Raw genomic sequence first — 26,881 nt, 5'->3', positions numbered from 1 at the left:
GATGAGGTGCCGTGACGAGTGATTTCCGAAACCGTGAATACGCCACCACCGCTGCCCTGATCATCGGGCTGGCGGCGATTTACTATGCGGTCGGAAATGTCGGGCTGCTGCAGCACATCGGCGCCGGGCCCACCCGGCTCCTGTGGCCGCCGACGGGTGTCTCACTGGCCGCGCTGCTCATCTTCGGCACCCGGGTCCTCCCAGGCATCGCCCTCGGTTCGTTCCTGGTCAACCTCCTCGGGCTGGACCGCCCTGCGCTGGTGGCCGTGGCGACCGCGCTGGCGATGACGGTCGGCATGTGGTGTGGCTACCGGCTGCTGCGCCGCGCCGGCTTCCGGCTGGAGCTGGACCGGATGAAGGACCTCGCCTCCCTGGTGGTGTACGGCGCGCTGGCCGCCACCATCGTCAGCACGACGATCGCCATCGGCGTCCAGGTGCTGGCCGGGCTCGAACAGCCCGGCAACTTCTGGACCCGCCTGCTGCTGAGCTGGATCAGTTCCGCGATGGGCGTCCTGGTCGTCACGCCGTTCCTGCTCGTGCTGCGCCGGGTGCACGTGCCGCGCGACGTGCGCCCCCTCCGCGTCCTCGAGGCGGCCGCCGTGCTGGCCGGAGCCATCGTCGTGATGCTCGTCGCCACCCGTACGACCACCGAACTTCTGTTCCTGGTCTTCCCGTTCCTGATCTGGGCGGCGCTGAGATTCCAGCTCGCCGGCGCCACCACGGCGATCCTGGTGGTGTCGACGATGGCGGTCATCGGCGCCGTCAACGGGTCGGGACCGTTCGAGGGCCAGGACGTCTACTCCAACCTGGTCACCATCCAGGCGTTCGACGGATCCACCGCGCTCACCGCGCTGGTCCTCGCGGTCACCACCACCGAGCGAAACCTCGCCCACAACGACGTGGAGCAGGCGGCCACCCAGCTCGCGTCGGTGGTGAGCCAGCTCGACCGGAGCCTGCGGCCCCGGCCGGTGCCGTTGGCGCGCAACTTCACCGAGCAGGGCGACGGCGAGCACCGGGTGGTACGCGAACGCGTGGAGGGCAGCGGAGCGGGACCGGCCTGAGCGCCGTCACTCCGGCCGGCGGTCAGTGTGGACGGGCGAGCCGATCGCGGTGCGGTCGGTGACGCAGAACTCGTTGTCCTCCGGGTCGGCCAGCACCGTGTGCCCGTCGTACTCCTGGCGTACCGAGGCGCCCAGCGCGACCAGTCGGGCGACCTCGGTGCGCCGGTCGGTGGAAGCCACGTCGACATGGAGCCTGTTCTTGCCCGACTTGGATTCGGGAACCTCGGTGAAGAAGAACGTCGGACCCGGGCCGTCCAGCGCGACCGACGGATCGGTCTCGGGAGTGAGCCCGAGACCTGCCAGGCGTTCGATCTCCTCCTCGTCGTAGGCCCGAACGGCGTAGTCGTCCAGGACCTGCGCCCAGAACCGCGCCAGTGAAGGTGCGTGCCTGCAGTCGACGACGATCTCGCGCAACCATGCCATGAGGCCACAGCATGGCCGCACCGACCGGCCGAAGGCCAGCCGTTTCACCGGAGCGGCCCTCCGGAGCGCGCCACCCGCTGAGCGCGCCCCGCGGCGAACCGGCACGGCCTGACGTTCATCGAAGTGTCGACGTGAATTGACGGTCGAGTCGTGCCGGCGTTCTCAGAAGTTCGTTATCGGTGTGATATCGGCACGAGTTCGGGATGTGACGCTGGGTTGCAGTTCGGTTGCGCTATCAGTGAGGTACGAAGAATTAGCGTTGTGTGATGGTAGGCGTGGTGTTGTCGACTGTGTTGGCGGCGGCGACCCCGTCGCGATAAATCATGACTCCGGCAGTAAGGCTGAGGGCCAGCAGAAAGAGCAGAACCAGCCCCCAGGGTGTCCCACCCTGCCGACGACCGTAGATGCTCATGCGCTGATCATGGCAGTCGAACGCCTGCCGGGTAGGGGATTTCGGGCAATCGAGACTGTCCGACCGGAGCTGCTGGCCGGGCCACCCGGGCCCGCCCCGACGGCTCGTTCCCGCTCGTCACCGGCTGTAGCCTGGCGACCTCGCGTTCACCCCGCCAGGTCGTCACGCAGGTCGGGGCGAAAGGGAAATATCAATGGTAATCAGCGGAATTATCACCGCGGTCATCGTGGGCGCCGTCATCGGTGCTCTGGGCCGGTTGGTAGTGCCGGGAAAACAGAAGATGGGCTGTCTGCTCACGATCGCCATCGGAATTGTCGCGGCGCTGCTCGGCACCTGGGTCGCCGGTCTGCTGGGAGTGAGTCAGACCGCGGGTATCGACTGGATCCAGCTCGCCTTCCAGGTCGGCTTCGCCGCCGTCGGCGTGGTGATCGTGGCCGGAGTGACCGACCGCCACGGCTAGGACGGGCCCTCGAGCCCCTGAGCCTCGCCAAGGCCGGCCGCCCGGGCGTTGAGGTAGCGCTGCTCCGGGATGCTGGTGGTCAGCCGGGCCGCGAGCACGTAGGTGGCCCGGGCCTCGTCGTACCGGCCCTCCAGTTCCAGCAGGTGAGCATGCACGGCGTGCAGGCGATGGTGGTGACGCAGCCGCCGGTCGGAGAGCAGCGGCTCGATCATCCGCAGGGCCGCGCCCGGACCGGACACCTCCGCCACCGCGACGGCGTGGTTGAGCGTGACCACCGGGCCGGGTGTGAGGTCGTGCAGCATGGCGTACAGCGCCTCGATCTGCGGCCAGTCGGTCTCGGCCGCGGTCCGTGCCTCAGCGTGCACGGCCGCGATCGCCGCCTGTAGTTGGTACGGACCCACCGGACCGCTCGGCAGCGCCGCCTCCACCAGCCGGACTCCCTCGCCGATCAGATCCTGGTCCCACAGCGAGCGGTCCTGCTCGGCCAGCGGCACGAGTGAACCGTCGGGGCGGCTACGGGCGGCCCGACGGGCGTCGGTGAGCAGCATCAGCGCCAGCAGCCCGCTCACCTCGCCGGCCGCCGGCAGGTGACGGCGCAGTTGACGGGTCAGCCGGATCGCCTCCTCCGCGAGGGAGGTGTCGGTCAGGCTGGTCCCGAAAGTGGCGGTGTGCCCCTCGGTGAAGATCAGGTACAGCACGTGGGCGACCACGGCCACCCGCTCGGGCAGCTCGTCGGCTGCGGGCACGGTGAACCGCGCGCCGACCTGCCGTAGCCGGGCCTTCGCCCGGCTGATCCGCTGGGCCATGGTGGCCTCGGGCACCAGGAACGCGCGGGCGATCTGCGCCGTGCTCAGCCCGCCGACCGCCCGCAACGTCAACGACACCTGGGACGGCCGGGGCAGGGCCGGGTGGCAGCACAACAACAGGAGCGTCAACGAATCGTCCCGTTCGCTGCCGGCCGGGGCGTCGGCGGCCGGGGCGACGAACGCCCGCGCCGGGGTGCGCCGGGCGACCAGATCCTCCCGGTCGGCCCGGGCCTGGTCGGCCCGCCAGTGGTCGACCAGCCGCCGGGAGGCGACCCTGACCAGCCAGCCCCTCGGGTTGTCCGGCATGCCGTCGGCCGGCCACTGCCGGGCCGCCGCGAGCAACGCCTCCTGCACCGCGTCCTCGGCGGTGTCGAAGTCGCCGTAGCGGCGGACCAGCGCGGCGAGGACGTGCGGCGCGCACTCGCGCCACACGTCCTCGAAGTCGGTCACTGGTCGTCGCCGCCGGCCCACATCGCCGGGCGGAGTTCGACGTGACTGCCGGGCCCGGCGAACTGCGCGGCGAGCTCTTCCGCGCGCTGCCGGGTCGCGCAGTCGATCAGAAAGAAGCCGGCCAGCTGTTCCTTGGTCTCCGCGAACGGGCCGTCGGTGACCAGGGGCCCGTCCGGGGTCCACCTGTGCACCGTGGACGACGCGGGGTCGGCCAGCGCCTCGGCGGTCACCAGCTCCCCGGACGCCGAGATCTCCTCCAGCATGGCCTCGAACGAGCGGTCGCCCTGCTCGTGGTGCTCCTTCGAGAGCGCCCGTCCTTCGGCGGTGTAGAGCGAGGTCGGGTGGCCCCAGGGCTCGGGGTTGGAGTGGATCAGGATCACGTACTTCATCGGAAAGTCCTCGTTTCGGGCTCTGTGCCGTCGTAGGGAGATTCTGCGATGCGGGCAGGTGCGGTGGTGCCGCGACCCTGCCTGCTGACCGGGACGTCGGAGCCGTCGACGCGTCCTCGACACCGCCGGCCGCGTCGTTCCCCGCGAAAAGAGTCTGCGAGCGGTGTCGAGGTGGCGGCCGCGGCTCCGACGTCTCGGGCGGCAAGGGCATCCCGTCCTGCCGGCCGACCCCGTACGGAGGAGAAGATCCGATGACCGCTCAGGCGCCCGTTCAACTGTCCGTCATGACCGCCGACACCCTGTTGCTCTCCCTGGCCGCGCAGCAGCGCCGGATTCTGGGCATCCTCGACGGCCTGTCCGAGGACTCCCTCCGCCGGCCGGTCCTGCCGTCGGGCTGGTCCTGCGCCGGCATGGTCTCGCACCTGACCGCCATGACGCGGTTCTGGTTCGTCGCGGTGATGACCGGTGTCCGCACCGAGCCGGACGTGGACGACGACTTCCACGTGCCGCCGTCGGTTTCGGCGGCGAGCGTCCTCGACACGTACCGGCGGGTGTGCACGGAGGCCATCGCCGCCGTCCGCGAGCTGCCGCTGGACACCCCACCGGCATGGTGGCCCGAGGGCGTGTTCGGCGACTGGCGCCTGAACAACTTCCTCGAGGTGCTGGACCACGTCCTGGTCGAGACGGCCGCTCACGCGGGCCATCTCGACGCCGCGCGCGAACTCCTCGACGGCCGTACGTGGGACTGGGAGCACGGCCGGCTGGCCGACCCGCGCTGACCCTCAGCTTGTCAGGCGCTGCTTGCGCCCACTTCCGTACGACACCACCCGACCACTGTCAAGCGTCAGTTGACAGGCGCTCGTTCGTCTTCCCGTGGAGGGGCGTACGGGCCCGGCTTCTTCGTGAGGCGTGCACGTCACATGCCGACGCGGCCGGCGTAGTACCAGGCGGCGTAGAAGAGGAGGGCGACGAGTACGACGAGGACGATGACGCTCGCCCACGCCCGGCCGGTGGAGTGCTGATCGAACGTCCTCATGGCGGTGAGTATGATCCACATCACATATTCGTGGGAAGAGATCGGGCGCCGCGTCGATCGTGGCGGAGGCCGGAAGCGGACTCGGCGCCCCGCCACGAGAAGGCCGCCGTCGCGCACATCGCGTGGCCCCTCTTCGCCGCCTCGTCGTCGGCGTCGGTCCACTCACCGTCGGGGAGGCCGAGCCACTGACGCAGGCCGTGGCCGTGCGCGGCGAGCATCCTGGTGTGGAGCCGTCCGCGAGCCATCGCGTGGAGCATCAGGTCAACGGTGTCGTCGACGCGAGCGGCCGGGACGGGTTCGAGGTGGCCGGTGCCGATGCCGGCGTAGAGGATCTCGGCGATGCGGTGACGGGTGAGCATGCGGGGAGAGGCGAAGTGGCGGGACCGGTACAGCCGATCCTGGACGTCCTCCCGGGACTCGGCGGGGTGGGCGGCGAGGATGGTGTCCGCCCCGTCGGCACGTTCGCCATGGCGTACCCGGTCCGGTCCCTCGAGCATGGGCGCCAGCAGCTTGTCGTCGACCGGTGCGCGCCAGGTGCCGTCGCCTGAGTAGATCCCGCCGTACGGCGTCTGGCGTACGTGCTGGTGGATGGCGTCGACCGCCCCCTCCAGTTGCTGCCGACGCTGCCCGGTGGGTACTTCGTAGCCGTCGACCGCCTGCTTGCCGTATCTCCGCTGCTGTCCCACCGCCACATTGTGGATCGAACAGAGGTTCGAGGCGACCGCCGGTCGCGGGGAGGGAGGGACCTCGGCCCTACGACGCCTCCGGATCGGTGGCGAGGAAGTGTCGATATCCGGACGCCGGCCCCGACGTTCGAGATGAACGACCAGAACCCGACCGGAACACGACTAGGAAAGAGGCGTGACCATGGGTATGCCGGTAGTGCACTTCGAGATCATCGGGGCCGACCCCGCGACGCTACGCGACTACTACGCCGACTTGTTCGGCTGGGAGTTCAGCACCGGTGACGCGACCACGGAGCAGGTCTCCCAGCCGGGCAACTACCACTTCGTGGACGGCGGCAGCACCGGCGACGGGCCCGGCATCAACGGCGGCGTCGGTGGTGGTAGCGGCTTCGAGCCCCGGGTTCTGTTCTACGTGGGGGTGCCGGACGTCGAGGACGCGCTCTGCAGGGCCGAGAGCCTGGGTGGCAGGCGCCTGCTGGGCCCTGAGCCGACGTCCGGTGGGTTCGCCGTCGGGCGGTTCAGCGACCCCGAGGGCAACGTCGTCGGCGTGGCCGGGCCGGTGGGCTGACGTCAGCCGGTGGTACGCCGCGTGCTGCCGTCGGCGAGGGTCACGGTGTAGGTCCACGCCCCGTGCAACTCCGGGTTGTCGGCGCTGACCTCGCCGCCAGGCCACCAGGCGGCAAACCGGCCGCCGTGGACAGAGGCCTCGACGTCGAGCCCTGAGGGGGTGTGCACGGTGACGCCGGTGACTTCGCTGCCCACATAGCCCTGGACCCAGGTGAACCAGCCCTCCTTGTCGAACCACCCCTCGTGGGTTGCGCCCTGCATGCTCGTGGTTTCGTCGATGCCGCCACGAGGGAGCGTCGGGGCCTCGCCGGCGTCCGGGCCCTGCCCGAAGAAGTTCCCCTCGTGGCCGGAGCGCTGCTGCCCGACGAGGTCGTTGGGCATCAGGCAGGTTCCCTCGCCCTTGGGGCCGGCGATGAGCACGTAGGTCCATTCGCCACGTCGCTCCGCGATCAGAGCTCTGTCTGCCTCGATGGGCATCGCGAGGGCATCGCGGCAGGTGACGGCGGCCGAGGCCGCGGACGTTCCTGCGAGCGGCTCGGGCGTCGGGGTCCACGAGGCGTAGGCAGAGCCGCCGCCGAGCAGCAGTGCGGCGCCCGCTGCGCCGGCAGCGCCGGCCAGACCTACCGGCACCAGCAGTCGACTCCGGCGCCGGCGCGGCCGATCGGGCTCCACCGGAACGACAGCATCGCCAGGGGTGGCCAGGATGCGCGCCAACGTCGCGTCGGAGCGTTCGCGCTCCGCCTCGGTCAGGACAGTCTCCGGCGCGGGGTCGAGGTCGCGCAGGGCGGCGGTGATCATCTGGCTGTTCATCGTGGTCCCCTGTCGAAAGCGGTGTGGCCAGGCAGACGGTCGCCGGCGGTGGTGGAGCCGACGTGGCTCCGCAGGGCGCGCCGGGCGCGGGACACCCGCAGGCGGAAGGCGGTGGACGAGATGCCCAGCACGGCGGCTGCCTCGGGCGCTGTGAGCCCGTCGAGGGCGGAGAGTGTGATCGCCTCTTGGTGTGACGCGCTCAGGAGCGGCCAGGCGGCGGCAATGTCGACCCGGTGAGCAACCAGGTCGGGGTGATGGCCCTTCTCGCCGGGACCGTGCCAGATCTGGGCCAGACGGGTCGCGACGGCATCGTGCCTGTCGTCGCGGCGCCGGGTGTTCTGCAGAGTCTTGCGAGCCACGCCGAAGAGCCAGGCGCGCGCTGCCGGCAGCTCGGTGGGGGCATCGTCGAGACGGCGCCACGCGACGAGCATGACGTCACCGACCACATCCTCGGCGTGGGTCGGATGTACGCGTCTGCGCACGAACCGAAGCAGGTCGACGTACGTCGCCTCGTAGATCTCGCGGAAGCGTTGTTCACGCTCCCGCGGCGACGAAGTGCTGGGCTCCATACCCCGTTCCTGTCCGAGGAGGCACAAGTGTGTCGCGGGAGTTCGGTGGAGGCGACCGCGCACATCCACAACGGGCACAAGGTACCGCCCGTGCGTACGTCACTGTCCTCCAGCGAGTTCAGCCATCCGAACAGTTGTCGAGGTCTGTCGGAACGTCCCCTGGTCGCAGGTCCGCTCGAATACGCAGCATGGGTACGGCGTGCCGCCAGCGCCGGCCCGCGTCGGTGGCGGTGTCGGCGCTGATCTCCACCACGACCAGCGGGTCGACCTGCACGTAGTCGGTCGGAGCCGAACGCCAGTTGACGGTCAGCCGTGCCGGCCACGGGTGGCCGTCGATTGGGGCGGCCAGCAGCGGGGCGACTGCGCCGGCCTGGGCGTCGGTTAGCCGGGTCGTCCGCCCCGCGTAGTGGAGCATGCCGGTGTCGGAGGCGTACCTCCCCAGCAGCAGCGCCTCGGGTCGAAGCAGGTTTCCGGTCACCCCGCCGACGATGGCCTCGGTGGACTGCCGGGCCTTGTACTTCAGCCACTCCCGCGCTCCCGGCACGTAGAGGCCGTCCGCGGGTTTGATCACCAGTCCCTCGACCCCGGCGACGGCCATCGTGTCGTACCACTCCTGCGCGACGTCCGGATCGCGCGTGTGCGGCGCGATCGTGAGCGGCGACCGGGCCGGAACCCGCTCGAACAGCCGTTCCAGCACCACCCGGCGTTCCCGGAGGGGCCGACGGCGAAGGTCACCGTCGCGAGCGGTTTCCAGTACGTCGAACACCACCAGGTGACACGCGTGGGTGGTGGCGAGCTCGGCGGCCAGGCGGCGTCCTGCGTAGCGGTGCTGAAGGGCCGCGAAGTCCAGCCGGCCACCGCGCCAGCAGACGATCTCGCCGTCCACGACGGTGCCGGCGGGCAGGTGGGCGTACAACGCGCCGACGATCTCCGGGAACGCCGGGCCCAGGGGAGTGCCACGCCGGGAATGGACCGTCACGGATGAGTCGGTCCCGATTGTGGCCAGCGCACGGTACCCGTCGAACTTCGGTTCGTAACGCCACCCGCCTGCCCGTGGTGGAGGTAACCGCTCGATGCTCTTGGCGAGCATGGGCTCGATCGGCCCGGTGGTACGCACGACGGAGACCTCGGGATGACGCCGGATTCCCTTCCCACGCTACGAGCACGGTCGGTGGGCGCGGACCGCGGCGTGCGGCCCACGCGAGCTAGCGTGGAGGCAAGCCCAGCCTTCGGGAGAATCCATGCCGAAGCGGACAGATCTGCTGGTCGTCGGTGCAGGGCCCTACGCCTACTCGGCCGCCGCCTGTGCGCGTGCCAACGGGATCGAGACCCACATCGTCGGCCGTTCGATGGCCTTCTGGCAGGAGCAGATGCCGGCGGAGATGTTCCTGCGGTCGGGTCCGGACTGGCACCTCGACGCGGAAGGCGCCTACACCTTCGAGGCCTTCTTCGAGGACCGGAGAATGCGGCCCGAGGATTTCGACCCGATTCCGGTCGCCGTCTTCGTCGACTACGCCGAATGGTTCCGTCAGCAGTTGTCGCTCGAGGTCGACGAACGGTTGGTCAAAGACCCGACCACACAGAACGGAGCCTTCGTCGCAACCATGGAGGACGGTTCGACGATCACCGCGGAGAAGGTCGTAGCCGCTCCGGGCGTTTCCTACTTCGCCAATTTCCCGCGCTGGGCCACCGACGTGCCGGCGCCGCTGCGATCACACACGAGCGAGCTTGTCAGCTTCGACAATCTCGCCGGCGCCCGTGTCGTCATCATCGGAGGGCGGCAGAGCGCCTACGAGTGGGCGGCGTTGCTGGCCGACCACGGCGCCGAGCAGGTGCACGTCGTACACCGGCATCCCACTCCCGCGTTCGCCAAGGTCAGTTGGGCTTTCGTGAACCCGTACGTCGAGCAGACCCTGGCGCAGCGGGGGTGGTGGCGGCGACTGCCCGCAGAAGAACGACAGCGGATCAATGGCGAGTTCTGGCGTGCGGGCCGTCTCACTCTCGAACCCTGGCTGGTCCCACGCCTGGCCCCGAAGGTTGTCACGAGCCATCCCGACTGCGCGGTTGTCGACGTTACCTCTGATGATCAGGCTGTACGACTGCGGCTCTCGGACCGGACGACGCTGGTCGCGGACCAGGTGATCTTCGCCTGCGGCTACAAGGCGGATCTCGATCGGGTTCCCTATCTGCGCAGCGTCTCGCACCAGGTGAGCACCACCGACGGTTTCCCCGACCTGACCGAAGGGTTCGAGACGTCGTTGCCGGGCCTGCACGTGATCGGGTTCGCCTCGACCCGCGACTTCGGGCCCTTCTACGGATTCACCAAAGGCTGCCCGTCGTCGGCGCGGATCGCAGTGGACGAACTGATGCGCCGCGCCGCCTAATCGACCAGTCGCTTCGCCCATCTGTCGGTCACGGGTCCACCAGGGTGGGGATGTGACCTCGACCTGCGCAGCAGGTCGACGAAGCGCATCCTGTGTCATCCTCGCCGCGTAATCGACGACTTGCCGAGGAGTACTTGCACGAGTAGCTGAGGTGGGCAAGGGCATCGCTCCTGGGCAAGTGGGACGGACGTTCCGAGTACGACGTGCGCCGCCCGGTGAGCAAGACAGGGACCAATCTGCTCGGCTGGTCAAGCACCTGACGCTGTCCGAAGCGGGGTACTTCGGGGCGATCTTCGGTCGTCCGTCCCCCGAGCCGATCCCGAGCTTCGATGACCCGGACTCCACAACCGCGACTACATGTGGGTCGGGTGCAGACGAGTCGCGTGCCAGGTGATTGCCGGCTGCATGCGCGTTTGCCAGTACGCCGACGCGACCATCGACAAGTTGCCGATCAACGCACCGGGCAGGTGCCCTGGTGGCCGCAGCCAGACGTGAAGCTGTTCGACGTTCTGGCCTCTTGGGGAGCGCGGGCGACGCTCGGGAACGGGCCGTGGCCAGCCCACATCGACCAGGAGTTCGACGCGAGCCGGCCCGGCTGGCCGATTTCCTGGCCTTTTGCCTCGGGCTGACGCCAACGTCAGGTTCGCCTAGGCACACTCCCCAGAAAGGCTTTGTGGCCGTAGGGCCTAGTACTCCAAGCGCGTCAGTCCTCTGGAGTTAGCGTGTGATGGTGACTCAGACCCAGGTGCCCAAGAAGAAATCCAAGCTGTGGGCATTGATCGTCGGGATTAGCGTGATTGTTGGAATCGCAGCTAGTGTATTAGGGGTCTGGGGAGCTATACCTCACCCGCCACCAAGTATTAGCGGCTCGATTGGCGATCGGGCATCATCCGACCGCTTCTTGAACTTCCTGGATCAACATAGAGACTCTACGGTCTTTCTAGACGATGTCACATGTCCAGACCCAGAGGGACCAGGGACAGGAGGATCGGTATGCACCCCTGGGGACAAGGATATGACTATCGACCTTGAGGGAAACGGTTCAGTGGTTGTCTATATGGATACCGCCGGCTCGGAAGCGACCCTGCAAAGAGATCGCTTCTACAACCTGATCATCCATGGGAATTTCCACGTTTCTGAGCCAAATACAACGAGCATGTACACGACCACTTATAGCCTGAGGGGAAAATAGGTGGACCTCGCCCTTCCGCTATCTGCAGCGCAGGTTCGAACGACTTCTGTAGGTTTCGCAGTTCACGATACCCACTCGGAAGTCGGCAGCGGGGACCATCAACGACTCTTGCGCGGTAGCGTCGTAGATGATGAGGAGTCCGTTCGATACGCCGAGAAAGAGCAGTCGATGGTTCTCGTGAGCTCTGGCAAAGGCAAGATCGGTCGGCGACCGCGTTGCCGGTACGAAGTTTGTTGGCATCGCTCGGACTGAGAAGAAGACGAGGCTGCCACTCTCCGGCGGTTTGATCCAATCGCCGCGCTTGACGCTGTTCGCATAGTAGTTGGCATACAGTCCCACGCCAGTAGAAAGGAAAAGCCAGGTAATCCCGGCCGCAACGGCCGCGGCCGCAACGGCTGCGCCGTCTTCCTTCCAGTCCTTGCTCTTAACTCCGGCATAGAAAGCGATTACCACGGCGAGCAATACGCCTCCGGTTAGGAATCCCAGGTTCAAACTTGCTATTAGCCATGCGACGGCCGCTACGACAACTAGTATGATCAGGGCTACATTTAACCGTCTCCGTGGCAGTGCACGCATCTGATTCAATAGATACCTTATACCCAAGGCTAGAAAAGGCGCTATCAGAATGAAAAGCAACGCCAGCGCCGCGGCACCACCCAAAGTCTTGCCATACTGTAACCCGACATCGGCGGGAGTCAGTCCTAGCTCTGAGTAGAAGCGATCGTAGGCAGTTGCGAGCACGCCATAGACGACAAGCCCCGTCACGACGACGGTCGCGCTGAGGATTCCAGGTGCATATTTCCATAGTCGTTCCCTGGAAGTTTTCTCGTCTTGGTTTGTTGACAACGAACCCACCCCTACTACTAAAGGGCCCGCCAATTTGGCACTGCCTTAGTTCCGCTCAGGCGGAGGGGCCGTGGTGCGGTCGGCGGTGACAACAGTATTGGCGTGGAACCGTGGTCTCGTCAGTAGGTTGCAAATGTGCGTGGCTTCTCATTGTCTTTGACGCCGCCACCAACGGCCGCAGATCGGTGGGGACGGGCGACCATCGTCTGGGATGTGGGTCGACCTGGAGGCGGGTACGGTCGAGGTCGGGGAGTCGTGGTGCGACTTGGGGGCCGGGAGGGCGGGGGAGCGCTTCGCCGACGAACCGGTCTTGTGTCGGCAGGCAGCGTCCGTGACCTGCCGGACACGTATCGCGATCTTCGCGAGCAATCCGACACGGCCGGGCTACTTGGTGCATCACGGGTCGCGATGGGCTCGCAGGCACGGGTACGGCGGCGGTGGTGGTCATGGGGCAGATCAGCTGCCGTGCCGTGGGACGAGAAAGGCGGTTGACCTGCATCTCTGCTGGTCAACCGCCCGCTGTGCGCCGCCAGGGACTCGAACCCCGAACCCGCTGATTAAGAGTCAGCTGCTCTGCCAGTTGAGCTAGCGGCGCGTGGCATCGGAGATGTTAGCAGTGTGGGTCCCGGCGGGCGAATTGCGGGTTCGGTCCCACCGCTGGAGGACGGCCTGGGCGGCGTTGTGCCCGCCGATCCCGCTGACCGCCCCGCCGCGCCGGGCGCCGCTGCCGCAGATCAGGAGATTCGGTACGTCCGTCTCGACCCCCCACGTACCCTCCTCGTCGCGCGTCTCCGCCCACGGCCAGGCGAGGTCCCCGTGGAAGATGTGCCCGCCCGGCATTCCCACCGAGGCCTCGACGTCGAGCGGCGTCTTCGCCTCCACGCAGGGCCGCCCGTCCCGGTCGGTGGCCAGGCAGTCCTCGATCGGCTCGGCGAGGTGGGCGTTCAGGCCGGCCAGGTAGGCCGCCGCGGCGGCGTCCCGCGACGCGGCGTGGTCCGCCTCGCTGCCGCCGAACAGCCGGGCCGGCGCGTGTACGCCGAACAACGTGAGCGTGTGCCAGCCCCGTTCGGCGAGGTCGGGCGCGAGGATCGTCGGGTCGGTGAGGGTGTGGCAGTAGATCTCACCCGGCGGACGGGTGGGCAGCCGGCCTCCGGCTGCCTCGTCGTACGCCCGCTGTAGTTCGGCGTACCCCTCGTCGATGTGGAACGTCCCGGCGTACGCCTGCCGCGGGTCGGCGCCCGAACGCAGCTTCGGCAGCCGGGTCAGCAGCAGGTTGAGCTTGAGCTGGGCGCCCTCGGGCACCTCGGCAGGCGTACGCCCCCGCAGCCGGTCCAGGGTGGCGGGCGCACACCCGGCCAGGACGTACGACGCGGCGACGGCGTGCTCGCCGTCCTCGTCGGTGAAGGCCACTCGCGCCGACGTGCCGTCGACCTCGACCGCGGTGACCTCGGTGCCGGTACGCAACGTCGCACCCGCCTGCCGTGCGGCGGTGGCGAGCGCGCCGGAGACCGCGCCCATCCCGCCCACCGGCACACGCCACTCACCGGTGCCGTTGCCGATCAGGTGGTAGAGGAAGCAGCGGTTCTGCCGCAGCGACGGGTCGTGCGCGTGGGTGAACGTCCCGATCACCCCGTCGGTGAGGACGACGCCGCGTACGAGATCGTCGGCGAAGGTCTGCTCGACCACCTCGCCGAGCGGCCGGTCCACGAACCGGTCCCACGCCCGCGCGCCGATCTCGTTGCGGGCCTCGGCGGCGGGCCGCAGCGGCTCCAGCAGGGTGGGGGCCAGCGCTTCGGCCACGCCCTCCAGTTCGCCGTAGAACCCCCGCCACGCGGCGTACTCCCGGTCCGACCCGGTCAGCGACCGGAACGACTCCTCGGTCGCCGGCCCCGGCTCGCGCTCCACCATCAGGCCGGTGGGGGTGCCGTCGCGGACCACCGGGGTGTACGACGCGACCGAACGGGACCGCAGGTCGAGCCGCAGGTCCAGGTCGGCGACGATCCGGTCGGGGAGCAGGCTCACGAGGTAGGAGTACCGCGACAGCCGGGCGTCCTGGCCCGCGAACGGCCGCTCGCTCACCGCGGCGCCACCGAGGTGGTCCAGTCGCTCCAGGACGATCACCGACAGGCCTGCGCGGGCGAGGTAGGCCGCCGCGACCAGGGCGTTGTGGCCGCCTCCGACCACGGCGACGTCGTACGACTCCATGCCCCGAAGACTAGGACAGACCCCAGGCGGTCAGGAAACGATCTTGATCGCGCTGCCGAACCCCGTGCCCATCGTGAACTGCAGCGTGATGTGCAGCAGGCCCATCCCCTCGAGCTGACGCGCCCGGTGCAGCGGGCCGACGTCCAGCGGGCGCATGCCGCCCATCTCGACCAGGCGGGCGATCGTCGCCTTGGCGTCCGCGTCGTCCCCGGCGATCAGCACGTCCAGCGGCAGCCCGCCGGCCCGGCCGGTCAGCAGCGTGCCGGCGAACGTCGTGTTGAACGCCTTGATCACCTTCGTGCTGTCCGGAGCCAGCTTCGCGATCTCCTCCGCGGCGGAGGTGTCCGGCGGCACGCTCAGCCCGTCGTAGGCGGCGTTCACCGGGTTGGTGACGTCGACGAGGACCCGGCCCGGCAGCTGGTCGGCGTAGGCGCGGATCATCCGGGCGACCCCGACGTACGGGACGGCGAGGATCACCACGTCACCCATCAGCTTGTCGCCGACGGCTCCGGCGGAGACCCGGCCGTCGCTGGCGCTGCGGAGTTCGTCCACCAGGGTGGCCGCGTGGCCGGCGTCCCGGTCCAGGATGTGCACCTCGTGGCCGCCGGCGAGGAGTCTGGTGGCGATACCGCGGCTCATGCTGCCCGCGCCGAGGATGGTGACCTGCACTGTGCGCCTCCCGTCCGGCTGAGCTGGCTGCGCCCTGCGCCCCTCGCGGTACGGGATACCCCGCGCGCCGTCCTCCAGAACGGCCGAGCCCGATGCCGGGCAGCGGGTCTCGCCAGTCAGGACTCGCCGGGCGAGGTCGTACGACACGACGCCGCAAAGGCCGATGCGGAGCTTCGCGTACGTCCAGCCGACCTAGTGGCGGCGGAGCAATCGGACCGGGCGTGAGCGGGGCCGGGCAATCACCCAAGCCCGGTTCGTGAAAATCCGTTCACCGTCCGCGGGCGAACGCCCGCAGCAGACGGCGGCGCTGGTGGCGGTCCCACGCGTGCCGGAAGAGGCCTGGACCCCGGTGGTGGTGATGGTGGTGAAGCATCTGCGCCCCCTTCGTTCTGGGGTATTCATAGCCGCCACCAGTCATCAGGACGTGAAAGTCCAGGTCAGGCGCCTTGGTCGCAGAAGCCGCACGGAAACGAGAGAGGGCCGCTGCCCGCACGAGGCGGGGCAGCGGCCCTACGAGGATGGGGTGAGTGACGGGACTTGAACCCGCGACACCTGGGATCACAACCCAGTGCTCTACCAGCTGAGCTACACCCACCACGCCACAGGGAGACTATCCGGACGGAGTGGTCCCCCTACGAACGACAGCCGCGAATTCCTCCGCGGCGCCACGAGTATAGCGATCCGGTCGGCGGCCCCTGCACCGAGATCAGGTCAGCGATCAGGTCACCGGTCAGCGCCCCGATCAGGTCACCGCGTCGGTGGCCGGTCCGGACTGGGTGGGGTGGCCGAGGATCCCGTCCGCGATCGCCTTCGCGGTGGCGGTGTCCGGCCCCGGCTGCGGCACGAACACCGCGGCGCGGTAGTAGCGGAGCTCGTCGATCGACTCGCGGATGTCGGCGAGGGCCCGGTGGTTGCCGACCTTGCCGGGGCTGGCGAAGTAGGCGCGGGGATACCAGCGGCGGGCGAGTTCCTTGATCGAGGACACGTCCACGATGCGGTAGTGCAGGTGCTGTTCGAGCGTGGGCATGTCGCGGGCGAGGAACGCCCGGTCGGTGGCCACGGTGTTGCCGGCCAGCGGGGCCTTGTTGCCCTCGGGCGCGTAGGTGCGGACGTAGGACAGCACCCGCTCCTCGGCCTCCGCGAGGGACACTCCGCCGGCGAGCTCGTCCAGCAGCCCCGAGGACGTGTGCATGGTGCGCACGACGTCCCGCATCTGGTCCAGCGCCGGCTGGGGCGGTTTGATCACCAGGTCAACGCCGTCGCCGAGGACGTTGAGCTGCCCGTCGGTGACGAGCGCGGCCACCTCGACGAGTGCGTCGGCTCCGAGGTCGAGCCCTGTCATCTCACAGTCGATCCACACCAAGCGGTCGTACATGACTGTCAAGCCTAGGCGGTCCCGCCTCGGTCACGCCGACCGGCGGAAGCCTCGCCGGGCCCGGAGGTAGTCGGCCACCACGAAATCGCCCAACCGGTCCAGATCGGGCGTGAACACCCGGCCGCCGTTTCGCCTGGCCACCGCGTCCATGAACCGGGCCAGCCCCTCGTCCTCGCCGAGCATGAACAGGTTCAGCGTCGCGCCGTACCTCGTCAGCGCGTCCACCTCGGTGATCGTCGCCCGCAGCGTCTCGTGGGTGGTCGGCCAGGAGAAGAACGGCTCACCGTCCGGCTCCAGGTGGGCGGTCGGCTCGCCGTCGGTGACCACGAGGATCACCGGCTCGGCGTCGGGGTGCCGGCGTACGTGGCGGCCGGCCAGCATCAGCGCGTGCTGGAGGTTGGTGCCCTGGATCCAGTCCGGTTCGATCTCGGCGAGCTGGACGGGGGACAGCCGGCGGGCCACCCGGTCGAAGCCGATGATCTCCAGCGCGTCCTGCCGGAACCTGGTGGCGACCAGGTGTGACAGGGCGAGCGCGGTCTGTTTCATCGGGCCCCAGCGGCCCTCCTGGATCATGGAGTACGACAGGTCGACACACAGCGCGACCGCCGCCGAGGACCGGCGTTCGGTCTCGGCGATCTCGAAGTCCTCCACGAACAGGGACAGCGGCGGACGGCGGCGTTCGGCGGCCGAGCGCAGCACGGCGTTGTGGACGGTACGGGTGGCGTCGATGGGGTGCTCGTCGCCGAACCTCCACTCCCGGCTGGCTCCGGTCGGCTCGTCCGCGGCGCCGGTGCGGTGGTCGTCGTGGTCGCCGCGCCCGCTGGTGGACAGCTCCTGGAACACCCGCCGCAGCGCCGCCTCGCCCAGCCGGCGCAGCGCCTTCGGGGTGAGCCGCAGCCCGTCGGCGCCGCGGGAGACGTAGCCCTGGCGCTCGAGTTCGCGTTCCAGCTCCCGCAGGGCACGGATGTCGACCGCGGCCTCCGGGCCGAGCTGGCGTTCCAGCGCCTCGACGTCGACGTCGTCCAGGGTGGCGCCGGGGTGTTCCTGGCCGAGTTGTTCGGTGAGCGCCTCCAGGTCGGCCAGGTCGGCCACCGCCTCGACCGCCTCGCCGTACCCGAGCGGCTGCTGGCCGCGCATCTGGGCGCGCGACTGCCAGTCCAGGCCGGGCCGCAGCGCGTGCAGGTTGTCGTGCAGCTGGCCGAGCTGGCTGGCGAGGTCGGGGTCGCCGAGCGCCTGGCTCATCAGCTGGGCCAGCTCGTCGCGCTGCTGCGGCGACAGCGACCGCATCAGGCGTTCGGCGGCGGCGGCGCGCCGGGCCAGCAGGTCGATCAGCTCGTCGGTGTCGGCGGGGTTCTCGGGAAAGAACTCCCCGTGCCGCTGCATGAACTCGGCGAACCGGTCGGTGGTGTCCTCGCCACGGGAGTGCGCGGCCAGCAGCTGGTTGAGGTCGGCGAGCATGTCGCGGACCGCCTGGCTGGCGGCCGGGTCCTGCCCGGACAACGCCTGCTTCATCCCGGCGAACTGCGCGTCCAGGATGTCCCGGCGGAGCATCTGCTGGATCTGCTCGTACGCCTGCCGGCCTTCCTCCGACTGCCATTCGTACGCCGAGAGGTCGCGGACGGCACGGGCCACGTCGTCGGGGAGGGTGTCCAGCTCCATCTCCCGCATCCGCGCGTCGTCGCCGGGGTCGCGGGCCAGCGTGTCCTTCTCCGCGGCCAGCGCCTGGTCGAGCATCTGGCGTACGCGGTCCAGCGTGCCCGCGAGGTTGCCGCGCCGGCGTGCCTCCTGCCGGCGGCGCCGTGCCGCGGCTTGCAGGTCGTTCAGCCCGCGCCGGCCCTGGGTGCCCTGCCGCAGCAGGTCACGCAGCGCCTCCCGCAGGCTGCCGCCGGCGAGGACGTCGCGGCCGAGCTGGTCCAGCGCCTCGCGGACGTCGTACGGCGATGCGAGGGGGTCCGGGCCGTTGTCCCAGGGCCCGTAGCGGAACTTCCGTGCGCTCACCGCGCCGCCCTCCTGGAGTGCCTGTGCCTGTGCCGACCGGGGCCGGACGGATCGAACGGATCGAACGGGTCGAACGGATCAAGCGGGTTGAGCGGCTGGTCAGGCGCCGTAGTAGGTCACCCCGTCCACGGTCTCCTTCGCCAGCCGCCGGGTGAGGTGCAGGCCCTCCAGCACGAACTCCACCGCCGAGGCGACCTCACCGGGGGACGGTGCGTCGCCGAGGTCGAGGCGTTCCAGCACCTTCGCCAGGCCGGGGATGGTGCCGAGCTGGTCGAGCAGCTCGTCGCCGCGGGTGAGCTCACCGGTCTCCACCGTCGTGCCCTCGGCGAACCGGTTGCTGAACCCGCCGAGGTCGAGGCCACGTAGCCGCTCGCGGAACGTCTCCGCCAGCGCCACCCGCAGCAGGTGGCCGAAGATCTCCTGTTCGCGGCCCTCCTCGCCCATCTCGAACTCCACCTTGCCGCGCAGGGTGGGCAGCACGCCGGGCACGTCGCACACCCGCGCGACCGGGCCGGGCTCGCCGGTGAGGGCGGACCGGCGCAGTGCGGAGGCGCCGACGGTCTCCGCCGCGGTGATCGCGAACCGGGCGGACACCCCGGACCGCTGGTCGATCGAGGGCGACTCCCGCAGGCCGCGGGTCAGCCGGGCCACCACCTCCAGCAGGAAGTCCGGCACCGGCGCGGCCAGCTCCGCCTCCTGGCGGATCAGGACCAGCTCCTCGCTCACCTCCTGCGGGTAGTGCGTACGGATCTCGGCCCCGAAGCGGTCCTTCAGCGGGGTGATGATCCGGCCGCGGTTGGTGTAGTCCTCGGGGTTGGCGGAGGCGATCAGCAGCACGTCCAACGGAAGCCGCAGGAGGTAGCCGCGCACCTGGATGTCGCGTTCCTCCAGCACGTTGAACAGCGCCACCTGGATGCGTTCGGCCAGGTCGGGCAGCTCGTTGAGGGCGAAGATGCCGCGGTTGGTGCGGGGGACCAGTCCGTAGTGGACGGTCTCGGGGTCCCCGAGCGTGCGGCCCTCGGCGACCTTCACCGGGTCGACGTCGCCGACCAGGTCGCCGACGCTGGTGTCGGGGGTGGCGAGCTTCTCGCCGTACCTCTCCTCGCGGTGCTTCCACGCCACCGGCAGCTCGTCACCGAGCTCGTCGGCCAGCCGCCGGCACCGGGTGCAGGTGGGGGAGTACGGATGGTCGTTGATCTCGCAGCCGTCGACCACCGGCGTCCACTCGTCGAGCAGGCCGACGAGGGTGCGCATCAGGCGGGTCTTGCCCTGGCCGCGTTCACCGAGGAGTACGAGGTCGTGCCCGGCGAGCAGGGCGCGTTCGAGCTGGGGGAGGACCGTGTCGTCGAAGCCCACGATGCCGGGGAACGCCGGGGCGCCGGAGCGGAGAGCGGCGACGAGGTTGGTGCGGAGCTCTTCCTTGACGCTGCGGTGCAGGTGCGGTGTGGCGCGCAGGGCGCCGAGTGTGGTGGGTCGGGTCACGGAGTCGACCGTACGCCCGAAGCCCAACTTTCGGGCGACCCCGCCGCCCTACAGGTCGCCGGCGAGCGGGCTCACCCGGACCTCGACCCGGTTCTTGCCCTGCCGCTTGGCCCGCAGCAGCGCCTCGTCGGCGGCGGCCAGCAGCTGGGTGCGGGTGGCGCCGTGCCAGGACTGCGCGAGGCCCGCGGTGATCCGGATCCGGCGGTCGTGCGGCAGGCAGTTCCACACCCGTCCCTCGATCCGCCGGCGGAGCGCGTCCACCACGTCGAACGCCTGGTCGGCGCCCCGGCTCGGCAGCACGATCACGAACTCCTCCCCGCCGAACCTGGCCAGCGCGTCGTCGGGGGACAGCGCCGCGCGCATCTCCTGCGCCAGTTCCCGCAGCAGGTCGTCGCCCACCAGGTGTGACAACTCGTCGTTGACACTCTTGAAGTCGTCGACGTCGACGAACGCGACCGCCAGCGGGTGACCGGTCGCCGCGGACTCCACCAGCAGCTCCGGCAGCCGGATCTCGATCAGCCGCCGGTTGCCGAGCCCGGTCAGCGGGTCGGTGAGGTACGCCGCGGCCCTGCGGCGCAGCTCGTCACGCAACCGCTCGGCGGACAGCCGCTCGTCGAAGGAGGTGACGCGGGCCCGGCGTTCGTTCCAGCGGTCGCGGACCAGCCGGGACGTCAGCCGGGCGTACGCCTGGCCGGTGTGACCCGGACCGTGCACGCGGCGCAGCAGTTCGGCGTACTCCCAGTAGGCGCGTACGGCGACGACGTTCAGCCGGGGCAGCGTGTCACCCACCGCGCAGGCCTGCGAGGCGCACTCCAGCGCCTGCTCGGTCTCGCCCTCGTTGGCGTGCGCGCGGGCCAGCCCGAGGTAACCGACGATGGTGGCCTCCTGGCGTTCGGTCGCGGCGACGGCCACCAGGTGGGCGTCCAGCTCCGGAATCACCTCCGCGCCCGCGCCGAGCATCGCCCGCGCCGCGCCGGCCTGCACGACCACCTCGCGCGGCCAGTACGACCGGTCGATCGCGTCCATGCCCGACGGCGCCGCCTCGAACGCGGCCAGCGTCGCGCGGTAGTGCGCGCCGGCGGCGTCGGCCTCGCCGATGAGCTCGAGCTCGCAGGCCCAGTTGAGCTCCAGCCAGCCGCTGTTGTACGCGTACAGCGTCGCCAGCATGGCGTCGGACAGCGCGGTGGACACCTCGCGCAGCCGTTCCAGCCAGGTGACGGCGAGCTCGTACAGGTCCAGCCGGGCGAGGGCGAGCACCGCCGCGTTGATGGCGTGCCCGATCGCGTAGCCGGGCTCGGAGATCTCCTCCAGCAACACCACGGCGCGGGCGAGCTCGTCGTAGGCGGGTTCGAACCGGCTGCGCAGCAACAGCGCCATGCCGCGCAGCGCGTGCCCGAACGCCTCCCAGGTCCGGTCGTCGCGCGGCTCGGCCAGCCGGATCATCTCGGTCGCCGCGGCGTCGGCGTGGTCGAGTTCGCCGAGTTCGTGGTGGGCGGCGAAGCGGACGAACCGCAGCCACTGCGCGCGCTCGTGCGCGTGCCCGCGCCGGGCGTCGGCCAGCAGGTCGTCCAGCTCGGCCAGCACCTCGCGGGCGGACCCGGACTGCGCGCGGATCAGCAGCCCGGTCACGTCCGTGAGCTCGGGCGGGCGCGCGCGCATCTGCCGACCGCCCAGGTGGGCGCCCGGCGGGGCACCAGGTCGCGCCCCCGGTGGGGCGCCGTCCCGCGCCGCGTGGCGGTGGTGTGAGTGGTTCATCTGTGCGTCCCCGTCCCGCAGCCGCTCCGGCCGGTCCGGAACGTCAACGACGAGACGGTCGGGATGGTCACGGTCCCTCCGCGGAGAATGTCCGGCACCGCTCCTACAGCGATGGCCGGTGGCGGCCAGTGAGGTACGACGCACCGGCAGCGTAAGCCACCGATCCCGCGGGTACACCGCGGGTCCGCCTCCCCGGGCCTCCCGCGCACCGTCCAGGGGCCCTGTCCCGGCGGCCCTGTCCCGGCGGCCGGCGGAGTAGGCCGCGGCTCTCCGGGTACATCCTGGACGTGTCCCGGGCGAGGGGGTGCCCGCCCATGAGAACGATCCGGCGACCTCGGCCCGCTCGGCCCGCCGCGTCCTGGTTCGTCGCGCTCGTCGCGACCGTCGTGCTTGCGACCGCCGCGGCCGGATGTACCGGCAGCCCGCCCGGCACCTCCCGGGAGAGTCCCGGCGCGTCGAGTACCGGGGCGGCCGCGCCCGGCGGTGAGGCGCAGGCGCTGCAGCGCGACTACGAGGCCGTCGTACGCCACACCCTCATCTCCGTCGTACAGCTCAACGTCAGTGGTGGCGGCCTCGGGTCCGGCATCATCTACGACAGGCAGGGCCACATCGTCACCAACGCACACGTGCTGGGCCGGGCCACCACGGTGCAGGTTCTGCTCGCCACCGGGGGAGCGCCGCTGACCGCGCACCTGGTCGCGGCCTACACGCCGAGCGACCTCGCGGTGGTCAGGCTGGACCGGGCGCCACGGCTGGCGCCTGCCGCGTTCGCCGACTCCAGCAAGCTGCGGGTGGGCCAGATCGTGCTGGCGATGGGCAACCCGCTCGGCCTGTCCGGCAGCGTCACCAGCGGCATCATCTCCGCCGTCGGGCGCACCGTGCCCGAGTCGGCGCGCGACGGCGTGCCGGGTACGACGATCACGAGCATGATCCAGACGTCCGCACCGATCAACCCCGGCAACAGCGGCGGCGCCCTGGTCGACCTGGCCGGAAAGGTGGTCGGCATCCCCACCCTCGCCGCCACCGACCCGCAGGGCGAGGGCGGCGGCGCCGCGGCCGGGATCGGGTTCGCCATTCCGAGCAACACCGTGACCCGGATCGCCGGCCAGATCATCAGGCACGGCCGGGTGGTGAACTCCGGCCGGGCGGCGCTCGGCGTGACCGGCGCGACGGTCACCGACCCTCAGGGCACACCGGTCGGCGTCGGTGTCGTGTCGGTGCGCACCGGCAGCGGCGCGGCGAACGCCGGCATCCTGCGCGGCGACGTCATCACCGCCGTCAACGCGGTGAAGACGCCGACGAGCGCGGCGCTGAGCGAGGTCATCGCCCAGCACCGGCCCGGCCAGCTGGTCACCGTCTCCATCCGCCGCCAGGAGAAGGACGCGACGGTGAAGGTGAAACTCGGTCTGCTCTGAGTGGTCCTCAGCTCTGCGCCGTTCTCAACTTTGGGCCGTCGTCGACTCCGCCCGCGCGGTGAGGCCGCGCCGCTCCAGCTGGAGGTAGCGGCGAGTGAGGGAGTTGGTGAACAACCCGACCACCTTGGCGCCCGGACCGTTCTGGTCGATGGTGAGCCGGACCGTCGCGGTCTGTGCGCCGCCGACGGACGGCGTGACGTAGTGGCCGCCGGTGGTGGTGATGCCGGGGGAGCGGCTGACCCAGACGAACGACGAACCCTCGGCGAGCTCGGTCACCTCCCAGGTCATCTCCGGGAACTTCGGCTGCTTGACCACGGCGCGTTCGCCGACGGCCAGCGGACCGGTGCCGAGCCGGCGTACCGATGTCATCGACTCGCTCCACTCCGGCCAGCGCTCGACGTCGACCAGCAGGTTCCAGACCTGTTCGACCGGTGCGGCGACCTCGAACTCGACCTCGTCATGCATGACTTCCTCCAGGGAGCCACGAGCCGCGGGCCTCCACGGTTCGTCGTGGCCGCGGCACAGCGGGACTGCACATCGTTCTTCCATCGTCATATGTACCATCTGGTACATGCCGAAGGACAGTCAACCGGACAACAGATCCGAACGTCGATCCCGAGGACGGCCGGCCCGGCCCGCTCGGGAGCGGTTGCTGGACGAGGTGGTCGCGCACTTCGCCCGGCACGGCGTCGGCGACTTCAGCCTGCGCGGCCTCGCTGCCGAACTCGGCACCAGCCACCGCATGCTCATCTACCACTTCGGCTCCAAGGACGGCCTGCTCGTGGAGGTGGTCCGTCGGGTCGAGGCCGAGCAGCGCGCGGCGATGGCGCAGCTCAACCTGGACTCCGGCCACAGCGCCGCGGACCTGGCCCGGGAGTTCCACCGCCACCTGTCCGCCGCCGAGCACTGGCCCGCCCGGCTGTTCTTCGAACTGACCGGGCAGGCCCTCGTCGGCAACCCGCACGCCGTACCGCTGCTGGAGGGCATCGTCGACGACTGGCTGCCACCGCTCACCGAGCTCAGCCGGCGTACCGGCCGGTCGGAGGAGGAGGCGCGGGCACACGCACGCCTCGCGCTGGCCGTCGCCCGCGGTCTGCTGTTCGACCTGCTCGTCACCGGTGACCGGGAGGCGGTGGACGCGGCGGCGGAGGCGTTCCTCGTGTCCTACGAGACCGTCAGCCCTTCAGGCCGGTCAGCGCGATCCCCTGGATGAACCTGCGCTGGGCGAGGAAGAACACCACGATCACCGGCAGCGCGATCATGAACGCGTACGCCGCCTGGGGGCCGAGCTCGGTCTGGTAGAGGCTGGTGCGGAAGTAGTGCATGCCGAGGGAGAGCGTGTAGAACCGGAACCGCCAACGGCAACACGATGCTCGCGAAGATCCGCAGCTCCGAGGCGCCGTCGATCCGGGCCGCCTCGGTCATCTCCACCGGGATCCGCAGGAAGAACTGCCGCAGCATGAAGATGTAGAACGGCACACCGAAGAAGCTCGGCACCGTCAGCGGCAGGTAGGTGTTCACCCAACCCAGGTTGGCGAACATGATGTACTGCGAGATCATCGTCACTTCGTACGGCAGCAACATCGTGGAGATGACGAGCACGAACACCACATTGCGCCCGCGCCAGCGGATGTGGGAGAAGCCGTACGCCACCAGCGCGCTCGACACCCTGCTGGTCCGCGACCGGCGCCGGGCCGAGGACGTCACCGACCCCGGCGTGCAGTGGTGTCCGGCAGTCGCGCCGGTGATCGCGCATCGCGTCCTCGTCTCGTCCTCTCCGGTTGAGGTCGCCGCTCACCGGACTGCCTGCCACGTCAAGGATTCCTGTACGCCCTGAGCGGATTCGCTCAGGGCGTACACACGGTGATGCCACCCGCTTCTTCGGTGAAAGTGGTGGCAACGAAGGGCATCACGTCCAGGAGGCATCCGTGAATCCGTCCATGACCGACGCGGCCCCCAGCGGCCACGGTTTCGACGACCAGCTGGCGGCCAGGCTGCTGCACCACCGAATCGTCCTGCTCGGCTCGGAGGTCGACGAGGTGAGCGCCAACCGGGTGTGCGCGCAGTTGCTGCTGCTGTCCGCCCAGGACCCGCGTACCGACATCAGCCTCTACATCCACAGCCCCGGCGGTGGGGTGTACGCCGGGATGGCGATCTACGACACGATGCGGCTGATCCCGAACGACGTGTCCACACTGGCGATGGGCTTCGCCGCCAGCATGGGGCAGTTCCTGCTGTGCGGGGGTACGAAGGGCAAGCGGTACGCCCTGCCACACGCCCGGATCATGATGCACCAGGGTTCGGCCGGCATCGGCGGAACGGCCGCGGACATCGCTATCCAGGCCGACAACCTGGAGCACTCCAGGGGCCAGATGGAGCGCCTGCTCGCCGCCAACACCGGTCAGCCGGTGGAGCGCATCCGCGAGGACAGTGAGCGGGACCGGTGGTTCTCCGCCGAGGAGGCCCGCGAGTACGGCATGGTGGACGCGGTCGTGGACTCACTGGACCGCATCGGCCACGGAATCTCCCACCGGGCGGGGGTCTGAGCCATGGCCCACTACACGATCCCCAACGTCATCGAGCGCACGCACACCGGTGAACGCGCCACCGACCTGTTCAGCCGGCTGCTGTCGGAGCGGATCATCTTCCTCGGCACCGAGATCGACGCCGACGTGGCGAACGTCGTGATGGCACAGCTGATCCACCTGGAGGCGGCCAGTCCGTCGCAGGACATCTCGTTGTACATCAACTCACCTGGCGGCTCGTTCAGCGCGCTGATGGGCATCTACGACACGATGCAGTTCGTCCTGCCGGACGTGTCGACGATGTGCCTGGGCCAGGCGAGCTCGGCGGCGACGGTGTTACTGGCGGGTGGCGCACCAGGCAAGCGGCTCGCCCTGCGCCACTCCCGGATCGCCCTGCACCAGCCCGCGACGAGAGGGCAGGGTGCGCTGTCGGACCTGCAGCTGCAGGCCGCCGAGGTGGCTCGCGTACGCACTCTCATGCTGGAGGTGCTCAACCGGCACACCGGCCGCAGCATCGAGGCGCTGCGGGCCGACACCGACCGCGAACGCGTCTTCGACGCCGAGGAGGCCAGGGCGTACGGACTGATCGACGAGGTGCTCGTCTACCGGGGTGACGATCCCGACTCGCTGTGAGCCCGGACATGGACTGTCCACCAGCCGTCGGGACCGATGTCAAGCCGCACTTGACGCGTGGTGGGCTGCGCCCGCCGATCGCCGGACGTGGCGTCGGCGGGCGCGCCGCGGTCAGATGCGCGGTCAGGGGTGGTGTCGTGCGGGTGGGCGCGGGTGCGGCTACGGTCGGACAGGTGGGACGGACCCGGCGCTACGCTCGGGGAGACCCGCGCGATCCAGACGTACGACAGGCCAGATTCGTCACCGGCCAGATCGTCTCAGGCCAGTAGCAGCACCACAGGAGGTCGCATCGTGAGCAGCCCGGACGTGCCGGACCGTACCCCCGCGGGCGAGGAGATTCCCGACCCGGACTTCACCGGTGAGGACAACCTCGACCTGCCCGACTCCGAGATTCCGGACGCCGATCTCGACGCCGACCTCGACCTCCCGGACGCGGGCGACGTCCCGCAGGACCCGACGGAGGGTGAGCCGGACGTTCTGCTCGAGCCCGACGTCGAGGCCGCCCGCGACGTGGCCGGCGACGCGGGCTACGACCCGCTGGTCACCGACGAGCTGCGCCCGGAGTCCGACGTCACCGAGTTCGAGCCGCCGGACCGGCTCAGCCGCGAAACCCAGCGGCGCCCCACCGACGATGACGACGAGCGCGGGGACACCCTCGACCAGCGCCTCGCGGCGGAGATTCCGGATCCGGCGATGGAGATCGATGACGACGACCGGTGAGGAGCGCGCGGGC

Annotated in this window: 29 protein-coding genes, 2 tRNA genes and 1 pseudogene; 12 read left to right on the top strand and 20 right to left on the bottom strand. The window is 69.9% G+C overall.

Annotated features, from left to right (window positions below; all coding sequences use genetic code 11):
- Positions 1 to 11: 11 nt before the first annotated feature.
- Positions 12 to 1,061 (top strand): MASE1 domain-containing protein, encoded by a 1,050-nt coding sequence (locus tag FHR37_RS15950; RefSeq protein ID WP_175542286.1) that lies wholly within the window; start codon positions 12 to 14, stop codon positions 1,059 to 1,061.
- Positions 1,062 to 1,067: 6 nt separating this feature from the next.
- Here FHR37_RS15950 and FHR37_RS15945 read toward each other — a convergent pair whose 3' ends face one another.
- Complete coding sequence (locus FHR37_RS15945; protein ID WP_092879800.1) at positions 1,068 to 1,484, bottom strand: VOC family protein; 417 nt, start codon at positions 1,482 to 1,484, stop codon at positions 1,068 to 1,070.
- 253 nt (positions 1,485 to 1,737) lie between these two features.
- On the bottom strand, positions 1,738 to 1,896 hold the full coding sequence (locus FHR37_RS15940) for a hypothetical protein (RefSeq protein ID WP_175542285.1): 159 nt from the start codon (positions 1,894 to 1,896) through the stop codon (positions 1,738 to 1,740).
- A 193-nt stretch (positions 1,897 to 2,089) separates the two neighbouring features.
- Between FHR37_RS15940 and FHR37_RS15935 the strand changes: the two genes are divergently transcribed.
- Positions 2,090 to 2,356 carry a GlsB/YeaQ/YmgE family stress response membrane protein gene (locus FHR37_RS15935; RefSeq protein WP_092879797.1) on the top strand — a complete coding sequence of 89 codons (267 nt, stop codon included), beginning with the start codon at positions 2,090 to 2,092 and terminating at the stop codon, positions 2,354 to 2,356.
- Here the strand turns inward: FHR37_RS15935 and FHR37_RS31680 are convergent.
- Both FHR37_RS31680 and FHR37_RS31675 read right to left on the bottom strand, forming a co-directional pair.
- Entirely contained in the window at positions 2,353 to 3,612 is a 1,260-nt protein-coding gene (locus FHR37_RS31680; protein WP_237768512.1) for an RNA polymerase sigma factor, read from the bottom strand. The two genes, FHR37_RS15935 and FHR37_RS31680, sit on opposite strands and share 4 nt — an antisense overlap.
- A complete protein-coding gene (locus FHR37_RS31675) occupies positions 3,609 to 4,001 on the bottom strand; it encodes a YciI family protein (protein WP_237768511.1) in 393 nt (130 codons plus the stop codon). Before FHR37_RS31675 ends, FHR37_RS31680 begins: the two co-directional genes overlap by 4 nt.
- Positions 4,002 to 4,285: 284 nt before the next feature.
- On the opposite strand from FHR37_RS31675, the gene FHR37_RS15925 reads away from it, so the two are divergent.
- Positions 4,286 to 4,780 (top strand): mycothiol transferase, encoded by a 495-nt coding sequence (locus FHR37_RS15925; RefSeq protein ID WP_202817854.1) that lies wholly within the window; start codon positions 4,286 to 4,288, stop codon positions 4,778 to 4,780.
- Between the two features lie 277 nt (positions 4,781 to 5,057).
- Here the strand turns inward: FHR37_RS15925 and FHR37_RS15920 are convergent, their stop codons facing one another.
- Positions 5,058 to 5,723, bottom strand: a complete 666-nt coding sequence (locus FHR37_RS15920; protein WP_175542284.1) for a hypothetical protein — start codon at positions 5,721 to 5,723, stop codon at positions 5,058 to 5,060.
- A gap of 181 nt (positions 5,724 to 5,904) precedes the next feature.
- Here FHR37_RS15920 and FHR37_RS15915 point away from each other — a divergent pair, with 181 nt between their 5' ends.
- Positions 5,905 to 6,291 (top strand): VOC family protein, encoded by a 387-nt coding sequence (locus FHR37_RS15915; RefSeq protein ID WP_092879789.1) that lies wholly within the window; start codon positions 5,905 to 5,907, stop codon positions 6,289 to 6,291.
- Between the two features lie 2 nt (positions 6,292 to 6,293).
- Here FHR37_RS15915 and FHR37_RS15910 read toward each other — a convergent pair whose 3' ends face one another.
- The 3 genes from FHR37_RS15910 to FHR37_RS15900 all read right to left on the bottom strand — a co-directional run bounded on the left by FHR37_RS15910 (position 6,294) and on the right by FHR37_RS15900 (position 8,786).
- Complete coding sequence (locus FHR37_RS15910; RefSeq protein ID WP_139238761.1) at positions 6,294 to 7,088, bottom strand: hypothetical protein; 795 nt, start codon at positions 7,086 to 7,088, stop codon at positions 6,294 to 6,296.
- 8 nt (positions 7,089 to 7,096) lie between these two features.
- On the bottom strand, positions 7,097 to 7,669 hold the full coding sequence (locus FHR37_RS15905) for an RNA polymerase sigma factor (RefSeq protein ID WP_092879783.1): 573 nt from the start codon (positions 7,667 to 7,669) through the stop codon (positions 7,097 to 7,099).
- A 118-nt stretch (positions 7,670 to 7,787) separates the two neighbouring features.
- Positions 7,788 to 8,786 (bottom strand): ATP-dependent DNA ligase, encoded by a 999-nt coding sequence (locus FHR37_RS15900; RefSeq protein WP_202817853.1) that lies wholly within the window; start codon positions 8,784 to 8,786, stop codon positions 7,788 to 7,790.
- A gap of 124 nt (positions 8,787 to 8,910) precedes the next feature.
- Between FHR37_RS15900 and FHR37_RS15895 the strand changes: the two genes are divergently transcribed.
- Entirely contained in the window at positions 8,911 to 10,053 is a 1,143-nt protein-coding gene (locus FHR37_RS15895) for an NAD(P)-binding domain-containing protein (RefSeq protein ID WP_092879780.1), read from the top strand.
- 730 nt (positions 10,054 to 10,783) lie between these two features.
- Positions 10,784 to 11,245, top strand: a complete 462-nt coding sequence (locus FHR37_RS31670; RefSeq protein ID WP_139238760.1) for a hypothetical protein — start codon at positions 10,784 to 10,786, stop codon at positions 11,243 to 11,245.
- A gap of 18 nt (positions 11,246 to 11,263) precedes the next feature.
- On the opposite strand, the gene FHR37_RS15890 is transcribed toward FHR37_RS31670, so the two are convergent.
- The 9 genes from FHR37_RS15890 to FHR37_RS15850 all read right to left on the bottom strand — a co-directional run bounded on the left by FHR37_RS15890 (position 11,264) and on the right by FHR37_RS15850 (position 21,575).
- Complete coding sequence (locus FHR37_RS15890) at positions 11,264 to 12,091, bottom strand: hypothetical protein (protein ID WP_139238759.1); 828 nt, start codon at positions 12,089 to 12,091, stop codon at positions 11,264 to 11,266.
- A 522-nt stretch (positions 12,092 to 12,613) separates the two neighbouring features.
- Positions 12,614 to 12,686, bottom strand: a tRNA-Lys gene (locus tag FHR37_RS15885).
- Complete coding sequence (locus FHR37_RS15880; protein ID WP_092879777.1) at positions 12,677 to 14,296, bottom strand: phytoene desaturase family protein; 1,620 nt, start codon at positions 14,294 to 14,296, stop codon at positions 12,677 to 12,679. The genes FHR37_RS15885 and FHR37_RS15880 overlap by 10 nt, the downstream gene beginning before the upstream one ends.
- A 30-nt stretch (positions 14,297 to 14,326) precedes the next feature.
- Positions 14,327 to 14,965 (bottom strand): NADPH-dependent F420 reductase, encoded by a 639-nt coding sequence (locus FHR37_RS15875; RefSeq protein ID WP_092879774.1) that lies wholly within the window; start codon positions 14,963 to 14,965, stop codon positions 14,327 to 14,329.
- Positions 14,966 to 15,484: 519 nt separating this feature from the next.
- A tRNA-His gene (locus FHR37_RS15870) sits at positions 15,485 to 15,560 on the bottom strand.
- Positions 15,561 to 15,707: 147 nt separating this feature from the next.
- A complete protein-coding gene (gene orn / locus FHR37_RS15865; protein ID WP_092879771.1) occupies positions 15,708 to 16,340 on the bottom strand; it encodes an oligoribonuclease in 633 nt (210 codons plus the stop codon).
- Between the two features lie 30 nt (positions 16,341 to 16,370).
- Positions 16,371 to 18,338 carry a vWA domain-containing protein gene (locus tag FHR37_RS15860; protein ID WP_092879768.1) on the bottom strand — a complete coding sequence of 656 codons (1,968 nt, stop codon included), beginning with the start codon at positions 18,336 to 18,338 and terminating at the stop codon, positions 16,371 to 16,373.
- Between the two features lie 99 nt (positions 18,339 to 18,437).
- Complete coding sequence (locus FHR37_RS15855) at positions 18,438 to 19,820, bottom strand: sigma 54-interacting transcriptional regulator (RefSeq protein ID WP_175542283.1); 1,383 nt, start codon at positions 19,818 to 19,820, stop codon at positions 18,438 to 18,440.
- 48 nt (positions 19,821 to 19,868) lie between these two features.
- A complete protein-coding gene (locus tag FHR37_RS15850; RefSeq protein ID WP_092879762.1) occupies positions 19,869 to 21,575 on the bottom strand; it encodes a GGDEF domain-containing protein in 1,707 nt (568 codons plus the stop codon).
- A 314-nt stretch (positions 21,576 to 21,889) separates the two neighbouring features.
- On the opposite strand from FHR37_RS15850, the gene FHR37_RS15845 reads away from it, so the two are divergent.
- Positions 21,890 to 22,990 carry a S1C family serine protease gene (locus tag FHR37_RS15845; RefSeq protein WP_092879759.1) on the top strand — a complete coding sequence of 367 codons (1,101 nt, stop codon included), beginning with the start codon at positions 21,890 to 21,892 and terminating at the stop codon, positions 22,988 to 22,990.
- A gap of 24 nt (positions 22,991 to 23,014) precedes the next feature.
- On the opposite strand, the gene FHR37_RS15840 is transcribed toward FHR37_RS15845, so the two are convergent.
- On the bottom strand, positions 23,015 to 23,455 hold the full coding sequence (locus FHR37_RS15840; RefSeq protein WP_092879756.1) for an SRPBCC family protein: 441 nt from the start codon (positions 23,453 to 23,455) through the stop codon (positions 23,015 to 23,017).
- Between the two features lie 106 nt (positions 23,456 to 23,561).
- On the opposite strand from FHR37_RS15840, the gene FHR37_RS15835 reads away from it, so the two are divergent.
- A complete protein-coding gene (locus FHR37_RS15835) occupies positions 23,562 to 24,203 on the top strand; it encodes a TetR/AcrR family transcriptional regulator (RefSeq protein ID WP_092879753.1) in 642 nt (213 codons plus the stop codon).
- On the opposite strand, the gene FHR37_RS31665 is transcribed toward FHR37_RS15835, so the two are convergent.
- On the bottom strand, positions 24,166 to 24,315 hold the full coding sequence (locus FHR37_RS31665) for a hypothetical protein (RefSeq protein ID WP_237768510.1): 150 nt from the start codon (positions 24,313 to 24,315) through the stop codon (positions 24,166 to 24,168). The two genes, FHR37_RS15835 and FHR37_RS31665, sit on opposite strands and share 38 nt — an antisense overlap.
- A 76-nt stretch (positions 24,316 to 24,391) precedes the next feature.
- Positions 24,392 to 24,592: pseudogene (locus tag FHR37_RS33460) on the bottom strand (carbohydrate ABC transporter permease); the annotation flags it as partial.
- Here FHR37_RS33460 and FHR37_RS30935 point away from each other — a divergent pair.
- The 4 genes from FHR37_RS30935 (at position 24,531) to FHR37_RS15815 (ending at position 26,868) form a co-directional block, all read left to right on the top strand.
- Positions 24,531 to 24,827 carry a hypothetical protein gene (locus tag FHR37_RS30935; protein WP_202817892.1) on the top strand — a complete coding sequence of 99 codons (297 nt, stop codon included), beginning with the start codon at positions 24,531 to 24,533 and terminating at the stop codon, positions 24,825 to 24,827. The pseudogene FHR37_RS33460 and the gene FHR37_RS30935 sit on opposite strands and share 62 nt — an antisense overlap.
- A gap of 91 nt (positions 24,828 to 24,918) precedes the next feature.
- Entirely contained in the window at positions 24,919 to 25,536 is a 618-nt protein-coding gene (locus FHR37_RS15825; RefSeq protein ID WP_269086051.1) for a ClpP family protease, read from the top strand.
- A gap of 3 nt (positions 25,537 to 25,539) precedes the next feature.
- The gene (locus tag FHR37_RS15820) at positions 25,540 to 26,148 is read left to right on the top strand and encodes a ClpP family protease (protein WP_092879744.1); all 609 of its coding nucleotides are present in this window, start codon (positions 25,540 to 25,542) and stop codon (positions 26,146 to 26,148) included.
- 291 nt (positions 26,149 to 26,439) lie between these two features.
- Positions 26,440 to 26,868 carry a hypothetical protein gene (locus FHR37_RS15815; protein WP_092879741.1) on the top strand — a complete coding sequence of 143 codons (429 nt, stop codon included), beginning with the start codon at positions 26,440 to 26,442 and terminating at the stop codon, positions 26,866 to 26,868.
- Positions 26,869 to 26,881 lie beyond the last annotated feature (13 nt).

The sequence above is a fragment of the Actinopolymorpha cephalotaxi genome (assembly GCF_013408535.1).
Lineage (GTDB): Bacteria > Actinomycetota > Actinomycetes > Propionibacteriales > Actinopolymorphaceae > Actinopolymorpha > Actinopolymorpha cephalotaxi.
This window is presented reverse-complemented; position numbering and strand designations above follow the sequence as displayed.

Excerpts from the sequence above, each read along its gene's own strand:
- FHR37_RS15880 (WP_092879777.1), bottom strand. The coding sequence starts at position 14,296 with ATGGAGTCGTACGACGTCGCCGTGGTCGGAGGCGGCCACAACGCCCTG.
- FHR37_RS15840 (WP_092879756.1), bottom strand. The coding sequence starts at position 23,455 with ATGCATGACGAGGTCGAGTTCGAGGTCGCCGCACCGGTCGAACAGGTC.
- FHR37_RS15895 (WP_092879780.1), top strand. The coding sequence starts at position 8,911 with ATGCCGAAGCGGACAGATCTGCTGGTCGTCGGTGCAGGGCCCTACGCC.
- FHR37_RS15940 (WP_175542285.1), bottom strand. The coding sequence starts at position 1,896 with ATGAGCATCTACGGTCGTCGGCAGGGTGGGACACCCTGGGGGCTGGTT.
- FHR37_RS15845 (WP_092879759.1), top strand. The coding sequence starts at position 21,890 with ATGAGAACGATCCGGCGACCTCGGCCCGCTCGGCCCGCCGCGTCCTGG.
- FHR37_RS15910 (WP_139238761.1), bottom strand. The coding sequence starts at position 7,088 with ATGATCACCGCCGCCCTGCGCGACCTCGACCCCGCGCCGGAGACTGTC.
- FHR37_RS15935 (WP_092879797.1), top strand. The coding sequence starts at position 2,090 with ATGGTAATCAGCGGAATTATCACCGCGGTCATCGTGGGCGCCGTCATC.
- FHR37_RS31675 (WP_237768511.1), bottom strand. The coding sequence starts at position 4,001 with ATGAAGTACGTGATCCTGATCCACTCCAACCCCGAGCCCTGGGGCCAC.
- FHR37_RS15915 (WP_092879789.1), top strand. The coding sequence starts at position 5,905 with ATGGGTATGCCGGTAGTGCACTTCGAGATCATCGGGGCCGACCCCGCG.
- FHR37_RS30935 (WP_202817892.1), top strand. The coding sequence starts at position 24,531 with ATGATGTACTGCGAGATCATCGTCACTTCGTACGGCAGCAACATCGTG.
- FHR37_RS15850 (WP_092879762.1), bottom strand. The coding sequence starts at position 21,575 with ATGAACCACTCACACCACCGCCACGCGGCGCGGGACGGCGCCCCACCG.
- FHR37_RS15925 (WP_202817854.1), top strand. The coding sequence starts at position 4,286 with ATGACCGCCGACACCCTGTTGCTCTCCCTGGCCGCGCAGCAGCGCCGG.
- FHR37_RS15905 (WP_092879783.1), bottom strand. The coding sequence starts at position 7,669 with ATGGAGCCCAGCACTTCGTCGCCGCGGGAGCGTGAACAACGCTTCCGC.
- FHR37_RS15820 (WP_092879744.1), top strand. The coding sequence starts at position 25,540 with ATGGCCCACTACACGATCCCCAACGTCATCGAGCGCACGCACACCGGT.
- FHR37_RS15945 (WP_092879800.1), bottom strand. The coding sequence starts at position 1,484 with ATGGCATGGTTGCGCGAGATCGTCGTCGACTGCAGGCACGCACCTTCA.
- FHR37_RS15835 (WP_092879753.1), top strand. The coding sequence starts at position 23,562 with ATGCCGAAGGACAGTCAACCGGACAACAGATCCGAACGTCGATCCCGA.
- FHR37_RS31665 (WP_237768510.1), bottom strand. The coding sequence starts at position 24,315 with ATGCACTACTTCCGCACCAGCCTCTACCAGACCGAGCTCGGCCCCCAG.
- orn (WP_092879771.1), bottom strand. The coding sequence starts at position 16,340 with ATGTACGACCGCTTGGTGTGGATCGACTGTGAGATGACAGGGCTCGAC.